15 protein-coding genes and 1 riboswitch are annotated in these 16,593 nt (G+C 71.5%); of the genes, 11 read left to right on the forward strand and 4 right to left on the reverse strand.

Annotated elements, in window-relative coordinates; translation table 11 throughout:
- Positions 1-114: 114 nt before the first annotated feature.
- From shc to M6G08_RS21140, 8 genes are all read left to right on the forward strand, one after another.
- Complete coding sequence (gene shc, locus M6G08_RS21105; protein WP_272588719.1) at positions 115-2,172, forward strand: squalene--hopene cyclase; 2,058 nt, start codon at positions 115-117, stop codon at positions 2,170-2,172.
- Complete coding sequence (locus M6G08_RS21110; RefSeq protein WP_272588720.1) at positions 2,172-2,813, forward strand: phosphorylase family protein; 642 nt, start codon at positions 2,172-2,174, stop codon at positions 2,811-2,813. Before shc ends, M6G08_RS21110 begins: the two co-directional genes overlap by 1 nt.
- A 6-nt stretch (positions 2,814-2,819) precedes the next feature.
- The gene (gene hpnH / locus M6G08_RS21115; RefSeq protein ID WP_272588721.1) at positions 2,820-3,842 is read left to right on the forward strand and encodes an adenosyl-hopene transferase HpnH; all 1,023 of its coding nucleotides are present in this window, start codon (positions 2,820-2,822) and stop codon (positions 3,840-3,842) included.
- Between the two features lie 4 nt (positions 3,843-3,846).
- Positions 3,847-5,001 (forward strand): flavodoxin-dependent (E)-4-hydroxy-3-methylbut-2-enyl-diphosphate synthase, encoded by a 1,155-nt coding sequence (ispG, locus tag M6G08_RS21120; protein WP_272588722.1) that lies wholly within the window; start codon positions 3,847-3,849, stop codon positions 4,999-5,001.
- A 27-nt stretch (positions 5,002-5,028) separates the two neighbouring features.
- Positions 5,029-6,945: a 1-deoxy-D-xylulose-5-phosphate synthase gene (dxs, locus tag M6G08_RS21125; protein WP_272588723.1), complete on the forward strand. Its 1,917-nt coding sequence runs from the start codon at positions 5,029-5,031 to the stop codon at positions 6,943-6,945.
- The gene (locus M6G08_RS21130; RefSeq protein WP_272588724.1) at positions 6,946-8,331 is read left to right on the forward strand and encodes an aspartate aminotransferase family protein; all 1,386 of its coding nucleotides are present in this window, start codon (positions 6,946-6,948) and stop codon (positions 8,329-8,331) included. It abuts the gene before it with no gap.
- A gap of 88 nt (positions 8,332-8,419) precedes the next feature.
- Positions 8,420-9,055 carry a helix-turn-helix domain-containing protein gene (locus M6G08_RS21135; RefSeq protein ID WP_272588725.1) on the forward strand — a complete coding sequence of 212 codons (636 nt, stop codon included), beginning with the start codon at positions 8,420-8,422 and terminating at the stop codon, positions 9,053-9,055.
- On the forward strand, positions 9,052-9,174 hold the full coding sequence (locus tag M6G08_RS21140; RefSeq protein WP_272588726.1) for a DUF6126 family protein: 123 nt from the start codon (positions 9,052-9,054) through the stop codon (positions 9,172-9,174). Before M6G08_RS21135 ends, M6G08_RS21140 begins: the two co-directional genes overlap by 4 nt.
- A 9-nt stretch (positions 9,175-9,183) precedes the next feature.
- Here the strand turns inward: M6G08_RS21140 and M6G08_RS21145 are convergent, their stop codons facing one another.
- Complete coding sequence (locus M6G08_RS21145; RefSeq protein ID WP_272588727.1) at positions 9,184-9,981, reverse strand: tyrosine-protein phosphatase; 798 nt, start codon at positions 9,979-9,981, stop codon at positions 9,184-9,186.
- 422 nt (positions 9,982-10,403) lie between these two features.
- A riboswitch (cyclic di-AMP (ydaO/yuaA leader) is annotated at positions 10,404-10,563 on the forward strand.
- Positions 10,564-10,565: 2 nt separating this feature from the next.
- On the opposite strand from M6G08_RS21145, the gene M6G08_RS21150 reads away from it, so the two are divergent.
- Both M6G08_RS21150 and M6G08_RS21155 read left to right on the forward strand, forming a co-directional pair.
- Positions 10,566-11,507, forward strand: coding sequence for a M23 family metallopeptidase (locus M6G08_RS21150; protein ID WP_272588728.1), 942 nt, complete (start codon positions 10,566-10,568; stop codon positions 11,505-11,507).
- A gap of 235 nt (positions 11,508-11,742) precedes the next feature.
- Complete coding sequence (locus M6G08_RS21155; RefSeq protein ID WP_272591393.1) at positions 11,743-12,528, forward strand: SGNH/GDSL hydrolase family protein; 786 nt, start codon at positions 11,743-11,745, stop codon at positions 12,526-12,528.
- Positions 12,529-12,660: 132 nt separating this feature from the next.
- On the opposite strand, the gene M6G08_RS21160 is transcribed toward M6G08_RS21155, so the two are convergent.
- Together M6G08_RS21160 and M6G08_RS21165 are read right to left on the reverse strand one after the other, a co-directional pair.
- Positions 12,661-13,338: a TetR/AcrR family transcriptional regulator gene (locus tag M6G08_RS21160; RefSeq protein ID WP_272588729.1), complete on the reverse strand. Its 678-nt coding sequence runs from the start codon at positions 13,336-13,338 to the stop codon at positions 12,661-12,663.
- 52 nt (positions 13,339-13,390) lie between these two features.
- Positions 13,391-13,978: a carboxymuconolactone decarboxylase family protein gene (locus tag M6G08_RS21165; RefSeq protein WP_272588730.1), complete on the reverse strand. Its 588-nt coding sequence runs from the start codon at positions 13,976-13,978 to the stop codon at positions 13,391-13,393.
- A gap of 178 nt (positions 13,979-14,156) precedes the next feature.
- On the opposite strand from M6G08_RS21165, the gene M6G08_RS21170 reads away from it, so the two are divergent.
- Entirely contained in the window at positions 14,157-15,350 is a 1,194-nt protein-coding gene (locus M6G08_RS21170; RefSeq protein ID WP_272588731.1) for an MBL fold metallo-hydrolase, read from the forward strand.
- Positions 15,351-15,521: 171 nt separating this feature from the next.
- Here M6G08_RS21170 and M6G08_RS21175 read toward each other — a convergent pair whose 3' ends face one another.
- Positions 15,522-16,226: a hypothetical protein gene (locus M6G08_RS21175; RefSeq protein WP_272588732.1), complete on the reverse strand. Its 705-nt coding sequence runs from the start codon at positions 16,224-16,226 to the stop codon at positions 15,522-15,524.
- Between the last annotated feature and the right edge of the window lie 367 nt (positions 16,227-16,593).

Consider the following 16,593-nt stretch of genomic DNA (forward strand, 5'->3'; position numbering starts at 1 on the left):
CTATCGGTCGAATAGCCCTCGCGTAGTCGCCGGCCGGTGCCGCAGGTACACGAGCACCGGCCGACGGCGGACCCACAGCAGAAGCGCCACTTGTTACTGCACGAAGGGGAAGCCATGACAGCGACGACCGACGGAAGCACCGGGGCCACCCTGAAGCCCCTGGCAGCCGCGGCCAGCGAAACCGACATCACGATCCCCGACCCGGCGGCCGGGGTACCTGAAGCCGCCGCCCGCGCCACCCGGCGCGCCACGGACTTCCTGCTCTCCCGGCAGGACGCCCAGGGCTGGTGGAAGGGCGACCTCGAGACGAACGTCACCATGGACGCCGAGGACCTGCTGCTGCGCCAGTTCCTCGGCATCCTGGAGGAGGACACCACCCGGGCCGCCGCCCTCTTCATCCGCGGCGAGCAGCGCGAGGACGGCACCTGGGCCACCTTCTACGACGGTCCCGGCGACCTGTCCGCCACCATCGAGGCCTACGTCGCCCTCCGGCTGGCCGGCGACGCGCCCGACGCCCCGCACATGGCGAGGGCCGCCGAGTGGATCCGCTCCCGGGGCGGCATCGCCGCCGCCCGCGTCTTCACCCGTATCTGGCTCGCCCTCTTCGGCTGGTGGAAGTGGGACGACCTGCCCGAACTCCCGCCCGAGCTGATCTACTTCCCGACCTGGGTGCCGCTCAACATCTACGACTTCGGCTGCTGGGCCCGGCAGACCATCGTGCCGCTGACCGTCGTCTCGGCGAAACGCCCGGTGCGCCCCGCGCCCTTCCCGCTGGACGAACTGCACACCGACCCGCACCGTCCCAGCCCGCCGCGGCCCCTGGCGCCGGCAAGGAGCTGGGACGGCGCCTTCCAGCGCATCGACAAGGCCCTGCACGCCTACCGCAGGATCGCCCCGCGCCGGCTGCGCCGGGCCGCCATGAACACGGCCGCCCGCTGGATCATCGAGCGCCAGGAGAACGACGGCTGCTGGGGCGGCATCCAGCCCCCGGCCGTGTACTCCGTCATCGCGCTCTACCTGCTCGGCTACGACCTCGAACACCCCGTGATGCGGGCCGGTCTGGAGTCGCTGGACCGCTTCGCCGTGTGGCGCGAGGACGGCGCCCGGATGATCGAGGCCTGCCAGTCCCCGGTGTGGGACACCTGCCTGGCGACCATCGCGCTGGCCGACGCGGGCGTGCCCGCCGACCACCCGCAGCTGGTGAAGGCCGCCGACTGGATGCTCGGCGAGCAGATCGTCCGCCCCGGCGACTGGTCGGTGAAGCGGCCCGGACTCCCGCCCGGCGGCTGGGCTTTCGAGTTCCACAACGACAACTACCCCGACATCGACGACACCGCCGAGGTCGTCCTCGCCCTGCGCCGCGTCAGGCACCACGACCCGGAGCGAGTGGAGCAGGCGATCGGCCGCGGGGTGCGCTGGAACCTCGGCATGCAGTCGAAGAACGGCGCCTGGGGCGCGTTCGACGTCGACAACACCAGCGCCTTCCCCAACCGGCTGCCCTTCTGCGACTTCGGCGAGGTCATCGACCCGCCCTCGGCCGACGTGACCGCGCACGTCGTCGAGATGCTCGCCGTCGAGGGCCTCACCCACGACCCGCGCACCCGGCGCGGCATCCAGTGGCTGCTGGCCGAGCAGGAGGCGGACGGCTCCTGGTTCGGCCGCTGGGGCGTCAACTACGTCTACGGCACCGGTTCCGTCGTGCCCGCGCTGACCGCCGCCGGACTGCCCGCCTCGCACCCCGCGATCCGCCGTGCGGTCTCGTGGCTGCAGTCCGTCCAGAACGACGACGGCGGCTGGGGCGAGGACCTGCGCTCCTACCGGTACGTGAAAGAGTGGAGCGGCCGGGGCGCCTCGACCGCCTCGCAGACCGCCTGGGCCCTGATGGCGCTGCTGGCGGCGGGGGAGCGGGAGTCCAAGGCCGTCGAGCGGGGCATCGCCTGGCTCGCCGCCACCCAGCGGGAGGACGGCTCCTGGGACGAGCCCTACTTCACCGGCACCGGGTTCCCCTGGGACTTCTCCATCAACTACCACCTCTACCGGCAGGTCTTCCCGCTCACCGCACTCGGCCGGTACGTGCACGGGGAGCCCTTCGCCAAGAAGTCCGGCGCGGGGAAGCCCGGCGCCGGCCGGCCCTCCGCCGAGACGTCCGCCGCCGAGGTGAAGGGCAGCTGATGACCCCCCAGACCGGCCCGTCCCCGCTGCTGATCGCCTGCGCGCTCGGCATCGAGCACCTCGCCCTGCGCACCGGCGACCGGGCCGGCGCCGACGGGCCGGTCACCGTCCTGCGTACGGGCATGGGCCCGAAGGCGGCCGAGCGCTCGGTCACCCGGGTCCTGGCCGACCCGGCGCTCGACGGAGCCGCCGTGCTGGCCACCGGCTTCTGCGCGGGGCTCGCCCCCGGCATGCACCCGGGCGACCTGGTCGTCGCCGAGGAGACCCGGGACCCGCGCGGGACGGTCGCCTGCGCCGGCACCGACCGGCTGGTGAAGGAACTCGCGCGCGCCCTGCCCAGGCGCACCGTCCACCGGGGTCCGCTGACCGGCTCCGACCACGTCGTCCGCGGCCCCGAACGCGCCGACCTGCTCGCGACCGGCGCGATCGCCGTCGACATGGAGTCCACGGCCACGCTCCTGAGCGCCGTCCGCACGGGCGCGCGCCCCGTTGCGGCCGTACGGGTGGTCGTGGACGCTCCGGAACACGAACTCGTCCGGATCGGCACCTTGCGCGGTGGAATATCGGCTTTCCGCGTTCTTCGATCAGTTCTTCCCGCATTCTTCGAATGGCACCGTTCTTTGCCGCTCCCCCGGAGGTGAGCCCAGATGGCCATGCCGCTGCGTCAGTCCGTCAAGGTCGCTACATACCTGGCCGAACAGAAGATCCGCCGACGGGACAAGTTTCCGCTCATCGTGGAGCTGGAGCCGCTCTTCGCCTGCAACCTGAAGTGCGAGGGATGCGGCAAGATCCAGCACCCGGCCGGGGTGCTCAAGCAGCGCATGCCGGTCGCGCAGGCCGTCGGGGCGGTGCTGGAATCGGGCGCGCCGATGGTCTCCATCGCCGGCGGCGAGCCGCTGATGCACCCCCAGATCGACGAGATCGTCCGCCAGTTGGTCGCCAAGAGGAAGTACGTCTTCCTCTGCACCAACGCCCTGCTCATGCGCAAGAAGATGGACAAGTTCAAGCCCTCGCCCTACTTCGCCTTCGCGGTGCACATCGACGGGCTGCGCGAGCGGCACGACGAGTCCGTGGCCAAGGAGGGTGTGTTCGACGAGGCCGTGGAGGCCATCAAGGAGGCCAAACGGCGCGGCTTCCGCGTGACCACCAACTCGACCTTCTTCAACACCGACACCCCCCAGACCATCGTCGAGGTCCTCAACTTCCTCAACGACGACCTCAAGGTCGACGAGATGATGATCTCGCCCGCCTACGCCTACGAGAAGGCGCCCGACCAGGAGCACTTCCTGGGCGTGGAGCAGACCCGAGAGCTGTTCAAGAAGGCGTTCTCGGGCGGCAACCGGGCCCGCTGGCGGCTCAACCACTCCCCGCTCTTCCTCGACTTCCTCGAAGGCAAGGTCGACTTCCCCTGCACCGCCTGGGCCATCCCGAACTACTCCCTCTTCGGCTGGCAGCGCCCCTGCTACCTGATGAGCGACGGCTACGTCCCGACGTACCGGGAGCTGATCGAGGAGACCGACTGGGACAAGTACGGCCGGGGCAAGGACCCGCGCTGCGCCAACTGCATGGCGCACTGCGGCTACGAGCCCACCGCCGTCCTGGCCACCATGGGCTCCCTCAAGGAGTCCCTGCGGGCCATGCGCGAGACCGTCTCCTCGAACCGGCCGTGACGTCGTGACCGCCATCCCCCTGGGCGTTCCCGAGGTCCCGGTCCGGCCGGTCGCCGAGCGGCGCCTGTCGCGGCGCGTCCAGGTCGGGCCGGTGGCCGTCGGGGGCGGGGCCCCGGTGTCGGTGCAGTCCATGACCACCACCCGTACGTCCGACGTCGGCGCGACGCTCCAGCAGATCGCCGAGCTGACGGCGTCCGGCTGCGAGATCGTGCGCGTGGCCTGCCCGACGCAGGACGACGCGGACGCCCTGCCGGTGATCGCGAAGAAGTCGCAGATCCCGGTGATCGCCGACATCCACTTCCAGCCGAAGTACGTGTTCGCCGCGATCGAGGCGGGCTGCGCGGCGGTCCGCGTGAACCCGGGCAACATCAAGAAGTTCGACGACCAGGTGCGCGAGATCGCGAAGGCGGCCAAGGACCACGGCACGCCGATCCGCATCGGCGTGAACGCCGGTTCCCTGGACCGGCGCCTGCTGGAGAAGTACGGCAAGGCGACCCCACAGGCGCTGGTCGAGTCGGCCCTGTGGGAGGCGTCGCTCTTCGAGGAGCACGACTTCCGCGAGCTCAAGATCTCCGTCAAGCACAACGACCCGGTCGTCATGATCGAGGCCTACCGGCAGCTCGCCGCCCGGTGCGACTATCCCCTCCACCTCGGCGTCACCGAGGCCGGCCCGGCCTTCCAGGGCACCGTCAAGTCGGCCGTCGCCTTCGGCGCGCTGCTCTCGCAGGGCATCGGCGACACCATCAGGGTGTCGCTCAGCGCGCCGCCCGCCGAGGAGGTCAAGGTCGGGCTCCAGATCCTCCAGTCGCTGGGGCTCAGGCAGCGCCGACTGGAGATCGTCTCGTGCCCGTCCTGCGGTCGCGCCCAGGTCGACGTGTACAAGCTCGCCGACGAGGTGACGGCCGGCCTGGAGGGTATGGAGGTCCCGCTGCGCGTGGCCGTCATGGGCTGTGTCGTCAACGGCCCCGGCGAGGCCCGCGAGGCCGACCTCGGCGTCGCCTCCGGCAACGGCAAGGGCCAGATCTTCGTCAGGGGCGAGGTCGTCAGGACCGTCCCCGAGTCGAAGATCGTCGAGACGCTGATCGACGAGGCGGCCCGGATCGCCGAGCAGATGGAGAAGGACGGCGCGTCGGGGGAGCCGGCCGTCACCGTGAGCTGAACAGCACGGACCGAAGGGGGCCCGAACGTGACGATGCTGGAGAACATCCGGGGACCACGCGACCTGAAGGCGCTGTCCGAGGCGGAACTCGGCGAACTGTCCGACGAGGTACGGGACTTCCTGGTGCACGCGGTCGCCCGCACCGGTGGACATCTCGGCCCGAACCTGGGGGTGGTGGAACTGACCGTCGCCCTGCACCGGGTCTTCGAGTCACCGGCCGACCGCATCCTGTGGGACACCGGCCACCAGAGCTACGTGCACAAGCTCCTGACCGGACGTCAGGACTTCTCCAAGCTGCGCGGCAAGGGCGGGCTGTCCGGCTATCCCTCGCGCGAGGAGTCCGAGCACGACGTCATCGAGAACAGTCACGCCTCCACCGTCCTCGGCTGGGCCGACGGCCTCGCCAAGGCCCGCCAGGTGCGCGGGGAGCGGGGGCACGTCGTCGCCGTCATCGGTGACGGCGCCCTCACCGGCGGCATGGCGTGGGAGGCGCTGAACAACATCGCGGCGGCCCGGGACCGGCCGCTGATCATCGTCGTCAACGACAACGAGCGCTCCTACGCGCCGACCATCGGCGGTCTCGCCAACCACCTGGCGACCCTGCGCACCACCGACGGCTACGAGCGGATGCTGGCCTGGGGCAAGGACGTGCTCCAGCGCACGCCGGTGGTCGGCAACACCGTCTACGAGGCCCTGCACGGCGCGAAGAAGGGCTTCAAGGACGCCTTCGCCCCGCAGGGACTCTTCGAGGACCTGGGGCTGAAGTACGTCGGGCCCATCGACGGACACGACACCGGGGCGGTCGAGTCGGCGCTGCGGCGCGCGAAGCGCTTCCACGGGCCCGTACTGGTCCACTGCCTCACGGAGAAGGGCCGCGGCTACGAGCCCGCGCTGCGCGACGAGGCGGACCACTTCCACACCGTCGGCGCCATGGACCCGCTGACCTGCGCGCCGCTGACCCCCTCCGACGCGCCGTCCTGGACCTCGGTGTTCGGCGAGGAGATCGTGCGGATCGGCGAGGAGCGCGACGACGTCGTGGCGATCACCGCGGCGATGCTGCACCCGGTCGGCCTCGGCCCCTTCGCCGAGCGGTTCCCCGACCGGGTCTGGGACGTCGGCATCGCCGAACAGCACGCCGCCGTCTCCGCGGCAGGCCTCGCCACCGGCGGCCTCCACCCGGTCGTCGCCGTCTACGCCACCTTCCTCAACCGCGCCTTCGACCAGCTCCTGATGGACGTGGCCCTGCACCGCTGCGGCGTCACCTTCGTCCTGGACCGGGCCGGCGTCACCGGCGCCGACGGGCCCTCGCACAACGGCATGTGGGACATGTCGGTCCTCCAGGTCGTCCCGGGGCTGCGCATCGCCGCGCCGCGCGACGCCGACCAGCTGCGTGCCCAGCTGCGCGAGGCGGTCGCCGTCGACGACGCGCCGACCCTGGTGCGCTTCCCGAAGGAGTCCGTCGGTCCGGCCGTACCGGCCGTGGACCGGATCGGCGGCCTGGACGTCCTGCACACCGCCGACCGCCCCGAGGTGCTGCTCGTGGCCGTCGGGGTGATGGCGCCCGTGTGCCTCCGGGCCGCCGAGCTGCTCGAGGCCCGCGGCATCGGCTGCACCGTCGTCGACCCGCGCTGGGTCAAACCCGTCGACCCGGCGCTCGCGCCCCTGGCCGCCCGGCACCGCCTGGTGGCCGTCGTCGAGGACAACAGCCGGGCCGCCGGGGTGGGTTCGGCGGTGGCGCTGGCGCTCGGGGACGCCGAGGTCGACGTACCCGTGCGCCGCTTCGGTATCCCCGAGCAGTTCCTCGCGCACGCCAAGCGCGCCGAGGTGCTCGCCGACATCGGTCTCACCCCGGTCGAGATCGCCGGCCGGATCGGCGCGAGCCTGGCCGTCGCCGGACAGACCGGTCACGGCCCCACCGCCATGCCAGTGCAAGGAGAGAACTGAATGACCAAGGAGTTCGACCTCACCGCGCTCCTGGCCGAGCGCGGAGCCGAACGGTACGAGCTGCACGGCAAGTACCTCAACCACCAGCAGCCGCGCATGCTGCGCACCATCGGCTTCGACAAGGTCTACGAGCGGGCCGAGGGCGCGCACTTCTGGGACGCGGACGGCAACGACTACCTGGACATGCTCGCCGGGTTCGCGGTGATGGGCCTGGGCCGCCACCACCCCGTCGTCCGCAAGGCACTGCACGACGTCCTCGACGCCTCGCTCGCCGACCTGACCCGCTTCGACTGCCCGCCGCTGCCCGGACTGCTGGCCGAGAAGCTGCTGTCGTACAGTCCCCACCTGGACCGCGTCTTCTTCGGCAACAGCGGCACGGAGGCGGTGGAGACCGCGCTGAAGTTCGCCCGGTACGCGACCGGCAGACCGAGGATCCTGTACTGCGCGCACGCCTTCCACGGACTGACCACCGGTTCGCTCTCCGTCAACGGCGAGGACAGCTTCCGCGACGGCTTCGCACCGCTGCTGCCCGACACCTCCGTCCCGCTCGGGGACGTGGACGCACTGGCGCGGGAGCTGAAGAAGGGCGACGTGGCCGCGCTGATCGTGGAACCCGTGCAGGGCAAGGGCGTGCACGAGGCACCGCCCGGTTATCTGCGCGCCGCGCAGGAACTGCTGCACCGGCACAAGGCCCTGCTGATCGCCGACGAGGTGCAGACGGGGCTGGGCCGGACCGGGAGGTTCTACGCCTTCCAGCACGAGGACGGCGTCGAGCCGGACCTGGTGTGCGTGGCCAAGGCGCTGTCCGGCGGGTACGTGCCCGTGGGGGCCACGCTGGGCAAGGACTGGATCTTCCAGAAGGTGTACTCCTCGATGGACCGGGTCCAGGTCCACTCGGCGAGCTTCGGGTCCAACGCGCAGGCCATGGCCGCCGGGCTCGCGGTCCTGTCCGTGATGGAGAACGAGGAGATCGTCGCGAACGCCGCCGCGGTCGGTGAGCGGCTGAAGTCCCGGCTCGCGGCGCTGGTGGACCGCTACGAGCTGCTCGCCGACGTCCGGGGCCGGGGGCTGATGATCGGCATCGAGTTCGGCCGGCCCCGGTCCCTGAAGCTGCGCAGCCGCTGGACGATGCTCCAGGCGGCCCGGAAGGGGCTCTTCGCGCAGATGGTCGTGGTGCCGTTGCTCCAGCGCCACCACATCCTGACCCAGGTGTCCGGCGACCATCTGGAGGTGATCAAACTGATCCCGCCCCTGATCATCGACATGGCGGACGCGGACCGGTTCGTGGACGCCTTCACCGAGGTGATGGAGGACGCGCACAACGGCGGCGGCCTGATGTGGGACTTCGGCAAGACGCTGGTCAAGCAGGCGGTCGCCAACCGTTAGGGGGCCGCGGCGGAAGCGCCGCCCGAGGCTCTTTGCCTCACAGGCAAGAAAATTGCCTGCCGGGCAATGTTCGGGCTGAATGGGAGGCATGACCTCCCACGAGTCCGGTCCCCCGGCCGATGCGGTGTCCGTCGTGGCGCCGCAGCTGCGGGCCCTGCGGCGCCGGGCCGCCCTCACCCTGGAGGCCGCGGCCCGTGCCGCCGGGCTGTCGCCCGCGCACCTCTCCCGGCTGGAGACCGGGCAGCGCCAGCCCTCGCTGCCGATGCTCCTGTCCCTCGCCCGTGTCTACGGTACGACCGTCTCGGAGCTGCTCGGCGAGACGGCCGCGGACCGGGAGGCGGTCGTGCGGGCCGACGCCATGGAACCGACCTTCGCCGGCGGCTGGACGTACTGGCAGGCCGGTGGGGCCGGCCGCGGCATGCAGGCCCTGCGCGTGCACGTGCCGCACGGCTCCCAGGGCGACATCGTGCGGGTGCACCCGGGCGAGGAGTGGATCCACGTCCTGCGGGGCCGGCTGCGACTCCGGCTCGGGGACGCGGTGCACCGGCTCGGCCCGGGCGACAGCGCGCACTTCGACTCGCTGACCCCGCACCGCATCGCCGCCCGGGACGCCGACGGGGTCGACCTCCTCTTCGTCCACACGCTGCTCCAGAGCCCGACGGCGGCGCTGTGCCTGGGACCGGCCACCACGCCGGGCCACCCCTTCCCTGGAGAGACATCATGAACATGCAGGAAAAGTGGCCGCGCGCGGTCTGGGTGCGGCTCTTCATCTACCTCGTCGTGGGGCACGTGCTGGCGGCCTTCATCTACCTGCTCTTCGAGGTGGGTGCCAACAGCGGGTGAGTGGCCGCCTCAGTCCAGCATCCGCTCGCGCAGCCGCTCCCGGGTCTGCGGAGTGATCCGCAGGCCCTTCTCCAGGTAGGCGTCGACGCCGCCCCAGGTCTGCTCGACGGTCTCGAAGGCCGCCGCCAGGTACTCGGCGCGGGCGTCGAAGAGGGGGCTGAGCAGCTCCATGACCTCGGGGGAGTAGGCGGAGGCGGCGGTGCTGCTGCGGCGCACCTTGTAGCGGCGGTGCGTGGCGTTCGACTTCAGGTAGTCCTCGGCGACGGCGTCGCGCTCGACGCCGAGGGCGAGCAGCGTGACCGCGATCGACAGGCCCGCGCGGTCCTTGCCGGCCGCGCAGTGCATCAGGGCGGGGACGCTGTCCTCGGCGAGCGCGTGCAGCACCCGGGAGTGCTCCGCCGTGCGCTCCTTGATGATCATGCGGTACGAGTCGATCATTCGCTGGGCGCCCTTGCCGTCCGCGAGGATCTCGCGCAGCTGGTCGAGGTCGCCGTCGCGGACCATTTTCCAGAACTCGGCGCCGTCGGCCGGGTCGCTCAGCGGCAGGTTCACATTGCGCACGCCCGGAAGCTCGACGTCCGGGCCGTCGAGCTTCTGGTCGGCGGCGTTGCGGAAGTCGAAGATCGTGTGCAGACCCAGCGAGGACAGGAACGCGGCGTCCTCCCCGGTGGCGTGCGCGAGGTGGCCGCTGCGGAACAGCACCCCCTGCCGCACCCTCCGTCCGTCCACGGTCGGCAGCCCGCCCACGTCGCGGAAGTTGCGCACCCCGGCCAGCTCGGGTTCGGTCGACGGCACCTGCTGCGTCACGGGGGCTCCTCCCACTCCGCCCCGCCTGCGCCACTCGCCGACGGGTGCCACTCGACGATACGGCACGGTGCGGAGACGCAGGGGCGAAGTGAACCGACTGGGCCACGTCTGGGCCTTCTGCCCGAAATAGAGCCTTAATCCCAACTCGGTCCGGAATAAAAGGGGCTGAGGGAGACACGCGTGAGCAGCGTCATATCCGTGACGGTGCGTTGCCCGTCATGTTCACGTAATCCAGCTGGTTTCCAGGGCCGTTCACGGGAAACGGCTCCTCGGGAATCGACGGAGTGTGACGGCCGCTCCCGGTAATGGATCAACCGGAACACCCGTCGACGGAACCCCTCGCTTGTCCCTGTGCGTCTTGGTCCCTTACGTTCACCACCGATCCGGACGGACGCCTAATCCTGCCGCCGACCGGAGCCCGCATTCATCCACCACCCGTACACGGCAGGAGCGGGGGACCCACAGGTAACACCGCCTGTTCCGGTTCCCGGAACGGCTTGGGGTAAAGCCGCGTCTCGGCGCGGCCGGGCATCTCCAGCCCGAACCCGACAGCTCACCTCGCAGGCGCCGGAGAGGAATTCGCCATGCCCGCGAAGGGTAAGCACCGCCGTACCAAGGCCATGCGCCTGACCCGTGCCATCGCCGTCGCCGGAACCGGCGGCGCCGCGCTGGCGCTCCCGCTGATGGGTGCCGCCGGCGCCCAGGCCGCCCCCGCTCAGTCCGTCTCCGAGCAGGCCGTGCAGTCCGTTCCGACGTCGGCGAAGAAGGCCGCCGCCGAGAAGAACTCCGACTCGCGCACGTACACCGTGAAGAGCGGTGACTACCTCTCGAAGATCGCCGACGAGCAGGACGTCGACGGCGGCTGGAAGAAGCTCTACGCGGACAACCGCGAGGCCGTCGGGTCCGACCCGTCGCTGATCCACCCGGGCCTGGAGCTCACGCTCGGCGGACAGGCCGCCAAGGCCGAGCGGCCCGCTGCCGAGAAGCCCGCCCAGACCGAGCAGAAGCCGTCCGCCGAGAAGACCGAGTCGGCCGAGGCCGAGAAGTCCTCGGACGCCGGGAAGGCCTCCTCGGACTCCGGCTCCTCCGGCACGAGCACCCAGTCCGCCGGCACCACCAGCGGCTTCACCTCGCCGGTCCCGAGCGGCACCATCGGCACCCCGTACCACCAGTCGGGCAGCATGTGGTCCAGCGGCTACCACACCGGCACCGACTTCGTCGTGCCGACCGGCACCTCCCTCAAGGCCGTCGGCGCGGGCACCGTCGTCTCCGCCGGCTGGGGCGGCGCCTACGGCAACCAGGTCGTCATCCAGCTCGCCGACGGCCACTACGCCCAGTACGCCCACCTGTCCTCCCTCTCCGTCTCGGCCGGTCAGTCCGTGACGGCGGGTCAGCAGATCGGCCTGTCGGGCGCCACCGGCAACGTGACCGGCCCGCACCTGCACTTCGAGATCCGCACCACCCCGGACTACGGCTCGGACGTGGACCCGATCGCGTACCTGCGCTCGCACGGCGTCTCTCTCTGACAGCCGTTCCGGCGCGGCCCCGCGCCACCGAAGGCCGGACCCGGATCCCCGGGTCCGGCCTTCGGCCTGTCCGCACTCCGGCCCGTCCGTCCGCCGACGTATTCCTGAATTGGTGAACACTTTAGGCGTGGTGTTTCTCACCGGCCGTCAACCCTTTCCTACGGTCGCGTAGGTCACATTCCGAGGTGAATGATGGGCCGATGTGGCAGACGATTCGAAGAGTGACAGCAGAACAGTGATCGGGTCGTACGTGGCGGTGGGGGACAGCTTCACCGAGGGCGTCGGCGACCCCGGCCCCGACGGGGCGTTCGTCGGCTGGGCCGACCGGTTCGCCGTACTGCTCGCGGACCGGCGCCCCGAGGGCGACTTCACGTACACGAACCTCGCCGTACGCGGCAGGCTGCTCGACCAGATCGTGGCCGAGCAGGTGCCGCGGGCCGTCGAACTCGCGCCGGACCTGGTCTCGTTCTGCGCCGGCGGCAACGACATCATCCGGCCCGGCACCGACCCCGACGAGGTGGCCGAGCGGTTCGAGCGGGCGGTGGCCGCGCTGACCGCCGTCGCGGGCACCGTCCTGGTGACGACCGGATTCGACACCCGCGGGGTGCCCGTCCTCAAGCACCTGCGCGGCAAGATCGCCACGTACAACGGACACGTCCGTGCCGTCGCCGACCGCTACGGCTGCCCCGTGCTCGACCTGTGGTCGCTGCGCACGGTCCAGGACCGCAGGGCGTGGGACGCCGACCGGCTGCACCTGTCGCCGGAGGGCCACACGCGGGTGGCGCTGCGCGCCGGCCAGGTCCTCGGCCTGCCCGTCCCCGCCGACCCGGACCAGCCCTGGCCGCCGCTGCCGCCCCGCGGCACCCTGGACGTCCGGAGGGACGACGTGCACTGGGCCCGCGAGTACCTGGTGCCGTGGATCGGACGCCGGCTGCGCGGCGAGTCCTCGGGCGACCACGTGAGCGCCAAGGGGACGCTGTCGGCGGACGACATCAAGATGCGGATCGCGTCGGTGGCCTGACGCACCCGCCGGAAAACGGCGAGACTTCACGGGCGGGGCCGGAACCCGGGGTCTGTGCGGCGGCCGTACCGAGGACGTGGGGCCCGGCAGACGCCACTCCCGGCCATGCGGCACGGACGCTCCGGCTCCGCCTCACCGGCGCTGACGGGGAGCCGCCGCGTCCCCGCGGCCCGATCCGCCGGAACGGCCTCGGCCTCCCGACGCCGTCACCGTCTCCCGGGCCAGGCCCAGCTCCCGCGCGAGCGCCTCGTCCGTCCACTCGCGGGCCCGGGCCCGGGGCACCGCTCCCGCGTACGACGTCAGCTGCACGGCCAGTCCGTCGAGGAAGGCGGTCAGGCGCAGGGCGGCGCCGTCGGGATCCGCGCACCGGAACTCCCCGGCGGCCACGCCCTCGGCGATGACCCCCGAGAGCGCCGCCTTCCACTGCCGGTCCAGGTCCCGGGTGACCTCCCGCAACGCGGGTTCGCGCAGCGCCGCCGCCCAGCCCTCGATCCACAGCCGCCAGCCCTTGGCCTGCCCGGTCGGGGCGTACCACCGCACGGCCGCCCGCAGCCGGCGCAGCGCCGACGTGCGCCGTCCGAGCAGCTTGTGCAGGCGCGCGAGATCGTCCTGGGCGGCGTGCGTGAACGCGGCGGCGACGAGCTTCTCCTTCGTGGAGAAGTGGTAGAGCACCAGCGCGTTGCTGACCCCGAGCGCGGCGGCCACGTCGGCGATCCGCAACGCCGCCACGCCCCGCGCCGATATCTGCTCCACGGCCGCACACAGCAGCTCCTCGCGCCGCTGCGCCACACTCAACCGGACTCTCCCCACGCCCGTCACCCTATACAGGTGCCCGGACCTGCGGCGAAAGCCGCCGGGAGGCTCAGTCCGCCGTCGCCGGGGCGGCCGCGTCCGTGGGCCTCGCGCCGGGCACCTCGCACGAGTCCCTGAATCCCTGGCTGGTCAGATCGAGCGCCGCGTTGATACGGGAGCGCAGGTTCTCGACGGCGACCATGGCGGTCAGCTCCACGAACGCCGGCTCGCCCAGCGCCGTGCGCAGCCGGGCGGCGAGTTCGTCGCCGACCGTCGGCGGCGTCGCCGTCATCGCCTCGGCGTACTCCATGACGTCCCGCTCCAGCGGCGTGTAGACGTCACTGTCCCGCCACACCGGCACGTCGTGGAGCTTGCGCCGGTCCATGCCGCGCTCGGCGTTCTCCCAGTATCCGAAGTCCATGCACCACGAGCAGCCGATCGAGGCGGCCGAGGCCATCACGGCGAGCGCCTTCAGGTCGGAGTCCAGCCTCTTCCACTTGGCGACGGACTGCTCGAAGCGCAGGTCGCCCCAGAGCACCCGCGGATTGTGGGCGAGCGCCTTGCCGGGGTCCAGGACCTTGCCGTACGTCCGCCGGGAGTACCACTCCATCACGCGGAAGAAGATCGTGCGGGGCGGGGTGAGCGATACGCGGGCCATGGGGGCCACCTTCCTGTCCGTCGGTCGTGCCGTGCGCTTCCGGGCGCTCCTGCGGGGCGCCCACACCGGTACGACGGACGCAGGGAACACGGATGTGACATCGGTCGTTCGAGTGACGTCGGGCGAGAGTCGCACGAGACGACAATGGAGAGCCCGATCCACTTCACCTGGAGGTACCGTGGCCGGTTTCCGCTCCCCGAACCAGGGGCTCCGCCTGCCGCTGCCCGCGGCCTTCGGCGCGGAGCCCACCGGCGCGCGCATGGCGCGCATCCGCCGCTCGCCGAACTTCCGCGACGGCGTCTTCCAGAACCCCGGGGGCACCGCCCGGACCCGGCCCTCCGGGTCGGCCCGTGAGTTCGCCAAGATCTACTTCGACAAGGAGTCACGGCTCGGCCGCGCGCCGCGCGGCACCGTCCCCGTGCACGCCACCACACTCGCCGACCTCGCCCGGCCGCCCGCCACCGGACTGCGCCTGACCTGGATGGGCCACTCCAGCGTGCTCGCCGAGATCGACGGCCAGCGGGTCCTCTTCGACCCCGTCTGGGGCGAGCGCTGCTCCCCGGTCCCGTTCGCCGGGCCGAAACGGCTGCACCCGGTCCCGGTGCCCCTCACCGCCCTCGGCCCGGTCGACGTCGTCGTCATCTCCCACGACCACTACGACCACCTGGACCTGCCCACGATCAAGGCGCTGGCCGGCACCGACACCCTCTTCGCGGTGCCGCTCGGCGTCGGTGCCCACCTCGAACACTGGGGCGTCCCCGTCGGCCGGCTGCGCGAACTGGACTGGCACGAGTCGACCCGCGTCGGCGGCCTCACGCTCACCGCCACCCCGGCCCGCCACTTCTGCGGACGCGGCCTGCGCAACACCCAGCACACCCTCTGGGCGTCCTGGGTCGTGGCCGGTGCGGAGCACCGCGTCTTCCACAGCGGGGACACCGGCTACTTCGACGGCTTCAAGGACATCGGCGCCGCCCACGGACCCTTCGACGCCACGATGATCCAGCTGGGGGCGTACGCCGAGTTCTGGCCGGACATCCACATGACCCCCGAGGAGGGCGTCCGCGCCCACCTGGACCTGCAGCAGGGACGGCCGGGCGGCGCCCTGCTGCCCATCCACTGGGGGACCTTCAACCTCGCGCCGCACGCGTGGGCGGAGCCGGCGGAGTGGACGGGGGACGCTGCCGAGGAGGTCGGGCAGACGGTGGCCCTTCCGCGGCCGGGCGAGCCGTTCGAGCCGGCGGGGGAGCTGCCGGTGGAGCCGTGGTGGCGGGCGGTGTCCCAGCCGATCGCGCGCCCGTGGCACCGCGCCCGAGGTGCCGAGAAGGCGGCCGAGACGCGCAGCGGCGATCTCGACCTCGCGGGCGAGCGGTGAGGCCGGTCGTGGACCGGCGGCAGCGGGCGGTTCGGATGCCGCGGCGTCCTCCGCGCGCCCAGGAGGCGGCGGACGGGCTCGTGGGTGCTGGTGGTGGCCCGCTCGGCAGTTCAGACCTTCACCGGCCCGTCGTACGGTGCGACGGGCCGGTGGCGTTGAGGGGCGGGTCGCTCAGTTGTCGACGGGGGTGAACGAGTAGCCGAAGGTGTCCATGACCACCGAGAAGTTCGTGGTGCGGTTGCCGGCCTCGTGCCACACCTGGCACTTGTAACCGGTGTCGGCGCCCTTCTCGACGGCCTTGACGGCCGGTATCTCGTCGCACGTCAGCTTCTGCTCGTAGCCGCCGCTGTCCTCGTGACGTTCCCAGAACTCCTGGTAGACGCGCTTGGCGACGAGGAGGTCCTTCTCCTGCTGCGCGTCGTACCGGATGAGGAAGTCGCCGGCTCCGTAGTCGTCGGCGATCTTCACCGTGAAGGGGATCTCGACGCCCTCGTAGGAGGCCGTGCACGTGCTGGCCGCGGAAGCCTCGAGGGTGACGCCCGCCGGACAGTCGGCGGTGGTCTTCCCGTTCACCTTCGCGGCCCGCAGCAGGTCCTTGCGCAGCCTGTGCTCCACCTTCTCCGTGAACTCCGAGCCGCTGTCGGGCTCGGGCTGCGGCGTCTTGAGGTCGTCGTTGTCCTGGACGACTTCGGCCTGGGCCTGCGTGAGTTCGACGGCGAGCGGCTTGCTCTCCGGCTTCTGCTCCTGCTGCTGCGAGCCGCTCCCGGCCGAGTTCTGGCTGTTGTTGTCCCCGTTGTCGCCGTCTCCGTCGGACCCGCATCCCGCGGTGAGCAGAACCGCGGCCACGACGACTGGGGCGATCTTGCGTATGCGCATGCCTCTTACTGTAAAGCCGGGGTAAAGCCGGGCCGGGACAGGGGGGTTCACCCCCTGGGGCCGGCGCAGGCGCGAAGGTGGCGTGGCGGCGTGGCTCTTCGGCTGTTGTGCTCCGCGCGATGTCTGCCCTGGAGCGTGTGAGCCGGCGGTTGCACGCGGCCAGGACTCAAGCGACCGCTACCGACAGTGACCATTTCTGATCTCTTCTGGGTGGCTCCCGATCGTTCTCCGGCCTCTTTGGAACAGAACCTTCACCGGCTTATCGGTCTGTCGTACGAGGCCTCATACCAGAGCGGGACGTTGTCCGAGGGACTTTGGCAACTGCCCATCGCGCATGCCGTTCGGGCGACTACTGTCAGTGTCCGTC

Source organism: Streptomyces sp. M92, assembly GCF_028473745.1.
Taxonomy (GTDB): Bacteria; Actinomycetota; Actinomycetes; order Streptomycetales; family Streptomycetaceae; genus Streptomyces.